Source organism: Catenuloplanes sp. NPDC051500, from assembly GCF_044454585.1.
GTDB lineage: Bacteria > Actinomycetota > Actinomycetes > Mycobacteriales > Micromonosporaceae > Catenuloplanes.
On the sequence record NZ_JBITDX010000002.1, the window covers coordinates 472400 to 485117 of the forward strand.

Consider the following 12718-nt stretch of genomic DNA (forward strand, 5'->3'; position numbering starts at 1 on the left):
GGGGCCGCCTCATCTCCGGCACACTGTGTTCCGCGAGCCAGTCACCCAGTGAATGACACACACGCTCCGCCCTTCGGGGAGGGAGCGCGACATGCCGCGCAGAGAGAAAAATGGGACCGCGCTTTCGGGGGCGGTCCGGTGACCGGCAATCCGAGGCCCCGGCTCCGGCCGGGCGACGTGATCACGCTGAAGGATCAGGACTACAAATTCGGCGTGGGTCCGCTGTCGATCATCGTCGAGCAGATCCTGGAACGGGTGATGCTCGACGCCGAGCCCTGGGTGCGGGTGCGCGGGCTGTGCCGCCGCGCATCCACCGACGCGGGCGCGGTACGCGAGATCTATGTTCGCGAACGGGCCTTGCCGGCACGCAGATGACACGCAGTTGAGATGGCCCGCCCCCGATCCTTGCTCGGCGGGGGCGGCGCTCTCCTCCGTACCCCCGATGCTTCTCGGTCTGGTGTGAGCCGCGTCTCGGCGCGAGCGTGCCGGGCCGGAATACTCCGCGACCAACCCTGGTTACTTGCCGATGTAATAGTTAAGATTTGAAAGAATCATCGGTGTGACGGAGGCGGGACCAATGCCAATGCAGTTCGGGATCTTTTCCGTGGGTGACATGACCACCGACCCGACGACCGGGCGGACCCCCACGGAGAACGAGCGGATCAAGGCGATGATGCAGATCGCGTTGAAGGCGGAGGAGGTCGGGCTGGACGTGTTCGCGACCGGCGAGCACCACAACCCGCCGTTCGTGCCGTCGTCGCCGACCACAATGCTCGGCTGGATCGCCGCGAAGACCGAGAAGCTCATCCTCTCCACCGCGACCACGCTGATCACCACGAACGACCCGGTGAAGATCGCCGAGGACTACGCGATGTTGCAGCACCTGGCCGAGGGCCGGGTGGACCTGGTGATGGGCCGCGGCAACACCGGCCCGGTCTACCCGTGGTTCGGCAAGGACATCCGGGCCGGCATCCCGCTCGCCATCGAGAACTACGGGCTGCTGCGCCGGCTGTGGCGCGAGGACGTCGTCGACTGGGAGGGCAAGTTCCGCACGCCGCTGCAGGGCTTCACGTCCACGCCGCGGCCGCTTGACGACGTGCCGCCGTTCGTCTGGCACGGCTCGATCCGCAGCCCGGAGATCGCCGAGCAGGCCGCCTACTACGGGGACGGCTTCCTGCACAACGGCATCTTCTGGCCGTTCGACCACTCCAAGCGCATGATCGAGTTCTACCGCAAGCGCTTCGCGCACTACGGCCACGGCGCGGAGGACCAGGCGATCGTCGGCGTCGGCGGCCAGGTCTTCATGCGGAAGAACTCGCAGGACGCGGTGAACGAGTTCCGGCCGTACTTCGACAACGCGCCGGTCTACGGCCACGGCCCGACGCTCGAGGACTTCAGCCGGGAGACGCCGCTTGTCGTGGGCAGCCCGGAGCAGGTCATCGAGCGGCTGCTCAGCTACCGCACGCACTTCGGCGACTTCCAGCGGATGATGCTGCTGATCGACCACGCCGGCCTGCCGCTGAAGACCGTGCTGGAGCAGCTCGACCTGCTCGGCGAGGAGGTGCTGCCGGTGCTCCGCAGGGAGTTCGCGATCGGCCGCCCGGCGCACATCCCGGACGCGCCCACGCACGCCTCCCTGGTCGCAGCCGCGGCCGCCGCGAAGACCGACATCCTGGAAGACGTGAAGGCATGAACACCCGGAAACTCGTCGTGGTGAGCGCGGGGCTGAGCCAGCCCTCGTCCACCCGGCTGCTCGCCGACCACCTCGCCACCGCCGCCGTCCGCGAGCTGCGGGCGCGCGGCGAGGAGGCGGAGGTGCGCACGGTCGAGCTGCGCGACCACGCGCACGACGTCGTCAACAACACGCTTACCGGGTTCGCGCCGACCGGCCTCCGCGAGGTGCTCGACGCGATCGCGGCGGCGGACGGCCTGATCGTGGTCACGCCCACGTTCCGCGCGTCGTACAGCGGGCTGTTCAAGTCGTTCTTCGACGTGGTCGAGGAGGAGGCGCTGGCCGACAAGCCGGTTCTGATCGGCGCGACCGGCGGCACGCCCCGGCACTCGCTCGTGCTTGACCACGCGGTCCGGCCGCTCTTCGCCTACCTGCGGTCCGTGGTGGTGCCGACCGGCGTCTACGCGGCCTCGGAGGACTGGGGCACCGGCGGCGGCAAGGCGCACCAGGGCCTGGCCGCGCGCGTCGACCGCGCGGCCGCCGAGCTGGCGCTGCTGATCGCGGCCCGCGCGCCGGTCACGGTCACGGACCCGTTCGCGTCCGCGCCGTCGTTCGACCAGCTCCTGGGGTAGGGGTTCAGCCCCGAGTCGGGACATCGGGGGCGGATCGGGCGCTTCCCCGATGTCCCGGCACCCATCTCGGAGGACTCTTGAGTCAACCGGCAACCGCCCCAAGCCGGCGTGAACACTGATTCAAGGAGTGATCCGAGATGGCAAGCGTGCACACCACTCTCCGCAGCCAGGGCCTGGTCCGCCCGCGCCAGGGCCGTCTGCTCGCCGGCGTCTGCGCCGGGCTGGGACGGCGCTTCGGCCTGGACGCCAACGTCGCACGACTGCTCTTCGTGGTGGTCCTGCTGGTGATACCTGGCAGCCAGCTGCTGATCTACCCGATCCTCTGGCTCCTGATGCCAAGCGAGCCGGACGCGTACTACCAGGCCTGATCCCACCCGAGCGGCAGACGCCGCCCGCCCACACCCCCGCGCGCCGATGCGAAACGGGTGACGGGGCGGGCGGCGCCTTTGTCTACAGCGTGGGCTTGGCCATCAGCTCGTGCAGCACCTCGACGAGCGCGGTGTCGCCGCCGAAGCTCAGCCCGTCCGGGCCGCCGCGACGCCACAGCCAGAGCAGCACCGTCACCGGGTCGCCGGTCACCGTGGCCTCCCCGTCCCCACCGGCCTCGTCCGTGGTCACTGTCACCCCGTCCGGCGCGAGCCTGACCAGCCAGGAGCCGCCCGCGGTGGTGCTCACCCGGACCGCGCGGCCGTCCAGGCTCTCGAGCGCGTCGCCGAAGTCGTCCGGCCAGTTCCGGGAGCCGTGCTCCAGGAACCGGACCAGCACCTCGTCCACGCCGTCCACCGCCAGGTCCGCCGGGATCGGCGCCTGAGGAAGGCCGGCGGCCAGCTCGCCGTCCACCCGGTGGATCAGGGTCTCGTGCGCCATCCGGCGCGCCCAGAAGCCGACGGTCTGATCCGCCGGGTACCAGGACGGCACGGTCTCCGCCGGGTCGCGCGCGGCAAGCTCCTCCGCCAGCTCCGCGTACGCCCGGTCCAGCCCCACCCCGGCCGGCTCCCAATCCTCCCCCGGAAACGCGCCGGTGCGGATGATCTCCACCTTGTGCAGGTAGACGGTCGTCACATGATCGGCCAGGTCGGTCATGGTCCAGCCGGGGCAGGTCGGCACCGGCGCGGCCGGGGCGCCTGCGACGGCCTCCCGCAGGCGTGCCGCATCAGCGGCCAGGCACTCTCTCAAACGTTCTGTTCGCATAGACCGGAAACGCTATCAAGCAACGGCGAAAGCACACCGCCTTTACCTGGTCACGGTGCGTGGAGGTCACGGACGCGCGGTGCCCTTCGTCCGCACGGTGACGTACTCTTCTTTGCCGTGACGCTCTCTGCGCGGGCCCGGCGAAATCGAACCGCCACGCCCCCGACTCCGTAAGTCCAGGAAAGGCGGTCCCCACCGCCGTGAGGGCTTCCCAGCACGACGAGAGGAATCCGTTCTGATGACCCCACTCGGTCGTCGATGTGCCGCCGCAGCCGCGGCGGTCGCCACCGCGCTGGCGCTGCTGACCGCGCCGCTGTCACCCGCGAGCGCGGAGCCGAGCCCGGACGAGGGCGGCGACCAGACCCTGGGCGCCGTGCTGGAGTCGAGCGGCAAGCGGTACCTCGAGGCCAAGGCCGTGCTGGACAACTCGAAGAAGAAGCAAGCCGAGCTGCAGAAACAGCTGGACACGGCACAGGGCGCGCTGGACGGGCTGGCTACCCGGGTCGGCGAGATGGCCGCGGAGCAGTACCGGCAGGGCCGCCTCACCGGGCCGAGCCTGATGCTGGCCAGCTCCGACCCGTCCGGCTTCTTCGGGCGGATGACGTCGCTCAACGAGTTGTCCGAGCACAACGACGCACGGCTGCACGAGTACCTCGATGCTAAGGACACCATCGCGCGCGCCAAGAGCGAGCTCGACGCGGAGGTCGACGAGGAGCAGAAGGCGCTCTCCGTCATCGACAAGCAGAAGAAGGAAGCGGAGAAGGCGCTCGCGCTGGTCGGCGGCAACGTCACCACCAAGGGCCTGGTCACCGCGAACTCTCCGAAGGCCGCTCCGGCCCCGCGCACAAGCAGCGGCGGCTGGCCGGCCGAGTCCTGCACCGAGCAGGACCCGACCACCAGCGGGTGTCTCACACCGCGCACGCTTCACGCGTTCAACGAGGTGAAGAAGGCCGGGTTCAACCGCTTCGTCGGCTGCTTCCGGACCGGCGACATCTGGGAGCATCCGAAGGGCCGCGCCTGCGACTGGTCGCTGCAGACCAAGGGCTTCTCGGTCTGGGACACCGACGACGAGCTGAAGTACGGCAACGACGTGATGGCGTTCCTGGTACGGAACGCGAACGAGCTCGGCATCCTCTACGTGATCTGGAACAGGCAGGTGTGGTTCCCGGCGACCGGCTGGAGCCCGTACGTGGGCGACAGCACGCACGAGGACCACGTACACATGTCGATCGTCTAGATTTGCCTCCAGGGACGATCATGAGTACGTGAATGTGCTCGAACAACGTCTCTGGGATGCGTTCCCCACCGGCACACCCGTCACGGCGGACCCGGACGGGGAACGGGAGGTACGCGGCGAGGTCCTGACCCGGCTGCTGCTCGGTGCACAAGCGCCGGCGCCCGGGGCCAGGGCCTCGCTCCGTCTGTCCGGAGCGCGGATCACCGGCGAGTTCGCGCTGTGGTTCGCGCAGGTGGACGCGCCGATCCTGCTCGAGGAGTGCGAGTTCGAGCGCATGCCGGTGCTCTACTGGGCCCGGCTCGGCTTCACAAGCTTCGCCCGCTCCTCACTCCCCGGCCTGCACGCGTCGAACGTGACAGTGGACGGCCACCTGAAGCTCAAGGGCGCCAAGATCGACGGCGTGCTGCGGCTGGCCGGCGCGCGGATCAGCGGCGGTCTGGTGCTGACGGAGGCGCGGCTGCGATCGCCGGGCGTCGCGCTGCACGCGGAACGGATCACGCTCGGCGGTGACCTGGCCGCCGAGCGCGCGGACATCGAAGGCCTGGTGGTCATCGCCCAGGGGCGGATTGCGGGGGACGTGGCCCTGGACCGCGCCCGCCTCATCCGGCCGGCCGAGCCGGAGACGATCACCGGAGCGCACCACCTGGTCGCCGCGGACGGGGGCGTGCTGTCGGCGGCGAGCGTGGTGGTCGAGGGCGGCTTCTTCGCGCGCGGCGCCACCTTCGACGGCGAGGTGCGGATGTGGCACAGCCGGATCAGCGGCGTCGTCAGCCTCACCGAGACCACAATCAGCAATCCCGGCAAGGTGGCGCTGCGGTGCGACTCGGCCACGCTCGACGGCGGCCTGTTCCTCCCCCGCACGACAATAACCGGTCAGGTACGGTGCCGGCACGCGCAGATCAGCCGCACGTTCGCGCTCTGGGAAGCCCGGCTGTCGCACCCGGGCGCGCTTGCACTGCTCGGCGAGTCGCTCACCCTCAACGGCACGCTCGACGCCCGGGAGGCCACCGTCGAGGGCAGCGTCTGGCTTGAGAACGCGCAGCTCAACGGCGCGGTCGGGTTCCGGGGCGCCACGCTCTCCCACCCGGGCGAGATCGCGCTCTGCCTCAACAGCGTGACCGCGGGCAGCGTCGTACACCTGTGCAACGGTTTCTCCGCGAGCGGGCAGGTCGCGTTCGCCTGGGGCACCGTCGGCAGCCTGCTCTGCCTCAACGGGTCCGAGCTCGACGCGCCGCCCGAGGACAGCTCCGTGCTTCGCTTGTGGCGCCTGCAGGCCCCCGAGCTGCGGGTCCGGATGACGTCCCCGACCGGCCCGGTGGACCTCCGGCACGCACACGTGGGGCTGCTCCGCGACAACCCCGCCGCCTGGCCGGACGTACTGCACCTGACCGGTCTCACCTACGACACGCTGGAACCGCCGGCCACCGAGGTCGACCGGCGCGCCTGGCTCGCCCGCGACCCGGAACACGCCCCCCGCCAGCCCTACGAGCAGCTCGCCACAGTGCTCCGGGCGGCCGGCGACGACGACGCGGCCCGGTCCGTACTGCTCACCCGGCAGCGGGCGCGGACCCGTACCTCCGGCTGGCCGGCTCGCGTCTGGGGCGTGCTGCAGGACGCCACGGTCGGCTACGGCTACCGCCCGCTGCTCGCCGCGGTCTGGCTGGGAGTGCTGCTCGCCGCCGGCACGCTCGCCTACTCCACCCACCCACCGCGTGCGACCGAGCCGGAGAAGGCCCCCGAGTTCCACGCCGTGGTCTACACGCTCGACGTGCTCCTGCCCCTTGTCGACTTCGGCCAGCAGACCGCGTTCGTACCGTCCGGCCGCACGCTCTGGCTCTCCTACCTCCTGGTCGCCGCCGGCTGGATCCTGGCCACCACAATCGCCGCCGCCCTGACCCGCTCACTCCGCCGCAGCTGAGACCGCCCCGAGACACCCCTGGATCCACCCCAGCCCCTGCGGCGGCCCGGCCGGCGCTCCCGGCCTGTTGCCACGTCGGGCGGCTCGGCCATCGCGTGATCACACCGAGCCTCTGCCGGAAATATCAAGATAAATCCCTTGCCGCCGGTACGCTGCCGCTGCCATCAATCACCAACGCTCGATAGATCGACCGCCAGGTGAGGCGTGAGCACGTCATTCACCGCGAATAGCGTGCTCACGCCTCACCTGAGGCTCTCACCCCTGGCCACTTCTTCGCATTCCACCCATATCCCCACTGCGCCGTCCCACCCCGCCCCCGCCCCACCTGCCCCGCCTGCGCTCCCTACCCCGCGCGCCCCACCGCGCCTGCGCGCCTGCCCCGCGTGCCCCGCTGCGCCGTCCCACCCCGCCCGTCCCACCCCGCCCCGCCTGCGCGCCTGCCCGCCTACCCCACCCCGCCTGCCCGCCTGCCCCGCCCCTGCCCGCGTGCCCCGCCCGGCCCTGCCTTTGATCCTGTGTCGTGCGCGCAGCACAAAGGTGACCGCCTGGCTGCCCCGTCTGCCATCGACCCGCCCCACGGGGAGCAGATCATCGGCAGGGCCGCCACCAACGAACAGATATCAACACCGCCAAGCGCAACCAGAAACACGCGCCCACCCACGAGACCGCAGCCCGGCGCACCCAACGCGACCAGCAGACTCGTAAGACCCGATCAAGCCGCCGCCAACACCACCCAGCCTGGCGGCCCTGCCGATGATCTGCTCGGCTCTGCCCGGGTCGATGGCAGACGGGGCAGACAGGCCACACGAAACCCAGCCACCCCGGGTCAGAAGGCGAAGCCGCAAGCTCTTTCGGTCGCCCCGGAGCCGGAGCGCTCCCCCCGGAGGGCCGCCGGAGGCAAAAGAACCGCAGCCGACCCGCCCTACATCACCAACAGATTGAAGTGTCGGGGTAGACCGCGCACCGCCGCCGGTCCGCCTCGCCCCAGAGCCCGTCCCGCCACAGCGGCAAGAGCACGGCCGCCGCCGTTCGCGCCCAACGCCGGTTCTAGACCAGGCGAAGGCCGCACCCGCCCGGCAACCAACGGCTCACAGGAGGGCAACCGGTCGATTCGTCAGCCTCCGGCGTGGGCCGCCGAATGAACAGGTGTAAGCGAAACGCACCGACAGAGAAGAGACACTCTTGCGCAAGCTCGTTCGCCAGGCCGCCCTCGCCGTTCTTGCCCCCGCCGCCGCTATCGGCATGACGCTCGTCGCCCCCGCGACCGCCGCGTCCGCCGCTACGCCGACGACGACGCTCGAGTCGCAGGTCGTGTCGCTGACGAACGAGGCCCGCGTCCAGGCCGGCTGCGCGAAGCTGGCGGTGAACGCGCACCTGACCACGTCGGCGCGGTCGTTCAGCGCGGAGATGGCGAACAAGAAGTTCTTCAGCCACACCAGCCCGGACGGCAGCAACTTCGTCAAGCGCGACAAGCGGGCCGGCTTCACCGGCACCCCGATGGGCGAGAACATCGCGTGGGGCCAGAAGGACGCCAAGGCCGTCGTGCGTGCCTGGCTGAACAGCCCCGGCCACCGCAAGAACATCATGAACTGCAAGTCGACGCTTATCGGTGTCGGCGCGGCGCGTAACGCCAAGGGCGTCCTGTACTGGACCCAGGAGTTCGGCAAGTAACAGACGTGAAAGACCCCAGGGCGATGAGAGCCGCCCTGGGGTCTTTCGCCCATCAGTGCTTTTCAGAACCGGGCCACGGCGGAACCGCCGGCCCGCGGGAGCATGCGGGCCGCAACCACCCACCGAGTGGGTAAATCGGCGTTTTAGGCCTCTTCAGCCGACAGCGGACTCGACAGCGGAGCCGGCTCCGGGAAGCCGTATCGCGCCGCGTGCTCCGGGTTGGCCGGATCGACCAGGCGCAGACCCTCGGACGCGAGGCGCTCGTTGATCTTGTCGAGGTTGTCGCGGACCAGCTCCGCCTCCTCGTCGGTGGTCTTGCCGCGGTGCGGCTTGCCCGCGTGCTCAAGCGTGCCGTAGTCGAGCTTGTCGGCCGGCGCCTTGCGGGCGGCCTTCGGCGGCTTGACCCGCTCGGCGGTCTTGAGCACCTCGGCCATCGGCGTGCCGGTGGCGAGCGCGTCGAACTCGCTGGCGTTGAGCGTGACCCGCCGGGCCTCGCCGTCGCCGTGCGCGTCGAAGATGTCCACCACCACCACGTCCAGCGCGGCGTCGTCGATGCTCTCCACCTCCGCGCTGAGCGCTTCGAGCTGGACCGGCCCGGTCATCAGATCGGGGTGCTCGAGCACGACGATGCGAACCACGTCAGCGTCGTCGCCGATGACGGCGCCGCTGAAGTCGGACACGTGGACGGTCTTCTTACCCATAGGGTGAGCTGCTCCTTTAAAAAGGCCGCATGGAACGCGGACCCTGAGAACCTACCCGACAGGCGTACGAACGTCAGCAGTGCCGCTCCGCCAGCCGGCGCCGTTGCTTCTCCGACATGCTGCCCCACAGACGCAGCCGCGCCACGCCCCCGTCCGGGTACACGTCGAGTCGCACATGCGTCACCTTGGGCGCGTCGTTCACCGGAAAACGGTGCCGGGTGTCCGGCTGGGCGCGGGTCAGCGGCAGCAGGTCGGCCCACTCCGCGGGTGCGTCCAGCAGGCGTGGGTCGGGAATCCCGCGCAGCCGGAACTCGCCTGGCGCGTTGCCCTTGAAGTGCGAGGTGTCGATCTCGGCGAACTGCACCCTGCCCGGGACGCCGAGCTTCACGAGCACCCAGTCGTTGCCGTCGTCGCGGCGCCGGGACGTCTCCCAGCCCTCGCCCATCGACCGGGCCAGGCCGGGGAGCAGCATCTTCGGCGCGGAGCCGTAGAACATGTTGCTGCACGCGACCACGGTGCCGCCGTTCTCGGCCGCGGCCAGGTCGAAGACCTCGGGCAGCAGCGCCGGGTCCGGCACCGCCTCGCCGTGCACGCGCAGCCGGGCCACCCCGCCGTCCGGGTAGATGCGCAGCCGGACGTGGGTGAAGACGCGGTCGTCGCCGCCGATCTCGAACGTGTTCCGGGTGTCGCCCTTGAGCGCGGACCGGGTCAGGACCGGCGTCCAGTCCGCGTCGATCAGCTCCTGCGGCGACGGGTGGCCGGGCATCCGGCACGCCTCGACTGATGCGGCCGGCGGGTAGTTGCCGGTGAAGAACGCGGTGTCGATCACCAGGCCGCGGATCACGCCGGGCGCGCCGAGCCGCACGATCGCCAGGTCGTGGTCGTCGCCGGTGCCGCGCGGCCGGCGGCGGCGCGTCTCCCAGCCGTCGTAGACCTGGCCGCGCGCGCCGAAGCTCTGCGGCGTGAACGCGGGCGGATGGTCGTTGATCAGGTCTGCGGCGAACGCGAAGAACTCGTCGCTCGCGTACACGACGCCGCCGCCGAATGCGCGGGCGGCGAGGTCGGGCAGGTCGTTCATGCCACGCCTCCGGGGGTCAGCAGTCGGCCAGCCGGCTCGCCGACCGTGGGGACGCCGCGCAGCCAGCTGCCCAGCACCACGCCGGTCAAGGTTTTGTCGTGGTACGGCGAGACCGGGTTGCGGTGCTGCAGCCGGGCCCTGTCGACGCGCTGTCTGGCCTCCGGGTCGAAGACGACCAGGTCCGCGTCGGCGCCGGCGGTCAGGTGTCCCTTCGCCGTCAGTCCGGCCAGCGCGGCCGGGTTGGCCGACATCCACCGCACCACGTCACTGAGCGAGTGCCCCCGGGCGACGGCCTGGGTCCAGATGATCGGCAGGCCGAGCTGAAGCGACGCGATCCCGCCCCAGGCGGCCGCGAAGTCGCCGGTCTCCGCGTGCTTGAGCTCCGGCGTGCACGGCGAGTGGTCGGAGACGATCAGGTCGATGACGCCGTCCGCGAGCGCGGCCCAGAGCGCGTCCCGGTTCGCCGCGTCCCGGATGGGCGGGCAGCACTTGAACTGGGTGGCGCCGTCCGGCACGTCCTCCGCGACGAGCGACAGGTAGTGCGGGCAGGTCTCGGCCGTGATCCGGATCCCCTCGGCCTTTGCGGCCGCGATCAGCGGTACCGCCTCGGACGAGGAGAGGTGCAGGATGTGGGCGCGGGCGCCGGTCTTCCGGGCGGCCGCGACGACCCGGGCGATCGCGGTGTTCTCCGCGGCCCGCGGGCGGGAGGCCACGAAGTCCGCGTACCGAGCGGAGGAATCGTGCGCCAGGATCGACTCCGGGTCCTCCGCGTGCACCAGGAACAGCGCGTCGACCGCCCGGAACGCGTCCGTCAGTTCGGCCGGGCTCAGCGGTGGGAATTCCGGCACGCCGGAGTCGATCAGGAACGCCTTGAAGCCGAACACGCCGGCCCGGTGCAGCGGCGGCAGGTCGGCCAGGTTTCCGGGCACCGCGCCGCCCCAGAAGCCGACGTCCACCCGGGCCTGCCCGGCCGCGGCCTTCCGCTTGAGCTCAAGCGCGTCGACGGTGGTGGTCGGTGGCAGCGAGTTAAGCGGCATGTCGATGATCGTGGTGACGCCGCCCGCGGCCGCGGCCCGGGTGGCGCTGGCAAAGCCCTCCCACTCGGTGCGGCCGGGCTCGTTCACGTGCACATGCGTGTCCACCAGGCCGGGCAGCAGCGCGAGCCGGCCGAGATCCTCCTCGCGCACCGCGCTCAGCGGCGCGTCGTAGGCCGCTATCTCCGCGATCCTGCCGTCCCGTACCGCGATTGCGGCGGGCCGTTCACCATCCGGGGTGATCGTCCGCCGGGACCGGACCACCAGGTCGAAATCCGACAACTCCGCCTCCAACTGATCTCAGACCGGAGATCGGCGCTGATCCGGGTCACCTCAGGCTTCTTGACAGTTTCTCAGGTTCGTCGTGGATCACAGAGCGGTGAGCCGCTCTGCGGTGAAATCACCCAGTTCGTCCGCGTCGAGCGCGCCGCAGCGCAGGCCCCGCAGCAGGAACCCGGCGAGTGCGCGGGCGGTGGCCGGCTCGTCGAGGATGCCTGTCTCCCGCCGGTCCAGGTAGGCGGCGAGCCGGTCGTGCGCCGCCGCCGCGCCGTCCCGGAAGAACGCGTAGGTGGCCGCGTACCGGGTCGGCAGCTGTGCCGCGTGCAGGTCCCAGCCCTGGTAGAAGCCGCGTTCCAGCGAGCGCCGGACCAGTCGGGCGTGCAGCGCCCAGGCGTCCCGCACCTGCACGTCGGTGCCGACCGGGAGGATGTTCGTGGAGCCGTCGGAGAGCCGCACGCCGGTGCCCGCGGCCGCGACCTGCATGACCGCCTTCGCGTGGTCCGCGGCCGGATGGTCCATGCTCTGGTAGGCCGCGCCGATGCCGGCCGCGGCGCTGTAGTCGTAGGTGCCGTAGTGCAGCCCGGTGCACCGGCCGTCCGCCGCGGTGATCATCCGGGCGACCGTGGCGGTGCCGTCCGCGCCGAGGATCGCCGGCGGCGTCTCGATCTGGATCTCGAATCGCAGCTCACCGGCGGGAATCCCGTAGGACGCCTCCAGCCGCCCGCACACCATCGCGAACGCGGCCACCTGTGCCGGATCGCTCACCTTCGGAAGCGTGACCACGAAGTTCTCCGGCAGCGACGTCGCACCGCCGGAGAACCAGACCTCCAGAAAGCCGTCGAGGGTACGGAGTGAGCGCTTCCTGGTGTGCGCCTCCATCGACTTCACCCGGACGCCGATGAACGGCGGCACCACCTGTGCCAGGAGCAACGACCTGGCGGCGGCCTCGGCGGCGGCGTCCTCCTCGTCGTCCGGGCGGACGCCGTAGCCGTCCTCGAAGTCGATCCGCAGATCCTCGATCGGCTCGTGCGCCAGCTTCGCGGCCACCCGTGCGTGCAGGTCCCGCGCATACGGCAACTCGGGCGCGGCCTCCAGGGCGGCCAGCGCGGCCGCGCCCCACTCCGGCACCAGGTCGTAGTGCCAGCGGTCGGCCGGCACGTAGACCGTGTGCACCGGCTGCCGGCCCCCGGGATCGCCCGGATAACGGTTCCTCAGGTGCAGGTCCACCGCGGCGAGCCGCGCGTCGAGTTCGTCGTCGAGATCAGGATCGAGCCGGCTCACCGCGTACCCCCCGATGGTTCTTGA

General features: G+C 70.9%; 12 protein-coding genes. 7 read left to right on the forward strand and 5 right to left on the reverse strand.

The features are described 5' to 3' along the window. Window positions 1–138: 138 nt before the first annotated feature. The 4 genes from ACIA8K_RS05105 to ACIA8K_RS05120 all read left to right on the forward strand — a co-directional run bounded on the left by ACIA8K_RS05105 (window position 139) and on the right by ACIA8K_RS05120 (window position 2672). Window positions 139–375, forward strand: coding sequence for a hypothetical protein (locus tag ACIA8K_RS05105; RefSeq protein ID WP_396055117.1), 237 nt, complete (start codon window positions 139–141; stop codon window positions 373–375). Window positions 376–583: 208 nt separating this feature from the next. Further along, window positions 584–1693 (forward strand): LLM class flavin-dependent oxidoreductase, encoded by a 1110-nt coding sequence (locus ACIA8K_RS05110; RefSeq protein WP_396055650.1) that lies wholly within the window; start codon window positions 584–586, stop codon window positions 1691–1693. Beyond that, the gene (locus tag ACIA8K_RS05115) at window positions 1690–2304 is read left to right on the forward strand and encodes an FMN reductase (protein ID WP_396055119.1); all 615 of its coding nucleotides are present in this window, start codon (window positions 1690–1692) and stop codon (window positions 2302–2304) included. The genes ACIA8K_RS05110 and ACIA8K_RS05115 overlap by 4 nt, the downstream gene beginning before the upstream one ends. Window positions 2305–2441: 137 nt before the next feature. After that, window positions 2442–2672: a PspC domain-containing protein gene (locus ACIA8K_RS05120; RefSeq protein ID WP_396055121.1), complete on the forward strand. Its 231-nt coding sequence runs from the start codon at window positions 2442–2444 to the stop codon at window positions 2670–2672. A gap of 82 nt (window positions 2673–2754) precedes the next feature. Here the strand turns inward: ACIA8K_RS05120 and ACIA8K_RS05125 are convergent, their stop codons facing one another. Continuing rightward, window positions 2755–3495, reverse strand: coding sequence for a maleylpyruvate isomerase family mycothiol-dependent enzyme (locus ACIA8K_RS05125; RefSeq protein WP_396055123.1), 741 nt, complete (start codon window positions 3493–3495; stop codon window positions 2755–2757). Window positions 3496–3733: 238 nt separating this feature from the next. On the opposite strand from ACIA8K_RS05125, the gene ACIA8K_RS05130 reads away from it, so the two are divergent. The 3 genes from ACIA8K_RS05130 (at window position 3734) to ACIA8K_RS05140 (ending at window position 8321) form a co-directional block, all read left to right on the forward strand. Continuing rightward, a complete protein-coding gene (locus ACIA8K_RS05130) occupies window positions 3734–4732 on the forward strand; it encodes a coiled-coil domain-containing protein (protein WP_396055125.1) in 999 nt (332 codons plus the stop codon). A gap of 28 nt (window positions 4733–4760) precedes the next feature. Next, complete coding sequence (locus ACIA8K_RS05135) at window positions 4761–6650, forward strand: hypothetical protein (RefSeq protein WP_396055127.1); 1890 nt, start codon at window positions 4761–4763, stop codon at window positions 6648–6650. A gap of 1182 nt (window positions 6651–7832) precedes the next feature. Beyond that, a complete protein-coding gene (locus ACIA8K_RS05140) occupies window positions 7833–8321 on the forward strand; it encodes a CAP domain-containing protein (protein WP_396055129.1) in 489 nt (162 codons plus the stop codon). 143 nt (window positions 8322–8464) lie between these two features. Here ACIA8K_RS05140 and ACIA8K_RS05145 read toward each other — a convergent pair whose 3' ends face one another. The 4 genes from ACIA8K_RS05145 to ACIA8K_RS05160 form a co-directional block, all read right to left on the reverse strand. Continuing rightward, entirely contained in the window at window positions 8465–9022 is a 558-nt protein-coding gene (locus ACIA8K_RS05145; protein ID WP_396055131.1) for a hypothetical protein, read from the reverse strand. A 73-nt stretch (window positions 9023–9095) separates the two neighbouring features. Further along, window positions 9096–10100, reverse strand: a complete 1005-nt coding sequence (alc, locus tag ACIA8K_RS05150; protein ID WP_396055133.1) for an allantoicase — start codon at window positions 10098–10100, stop codon at window positions 9096–9098. Next, window positions 10097–11416, reverse strand: a complete 1320-nt coding sequence (allB, locus tag ACIA8K_RS05155; protein WP_396055135.1) for an allantoinase AllB — start codon at window positions 11414–11416, stop codon at window positions 10097–10099. The genes alc and allB overlap by 4 nt, the downstream gene beginning before the upstream one ends. Window positions 11417–11503: 87 nt before the next feature. After that, window positions 11504–12694, reverse strand: coding sequence for a DUF6986 family protein (locus tag ACIA8K_RS05160; protein WP_396055137.1), 1191 nt, complete (start codon window positions 12692–12694; stop codon window positions 11504–11506). Between the last annotated feature and the right edge of the window lie 24 nt (window positions 12695–12718).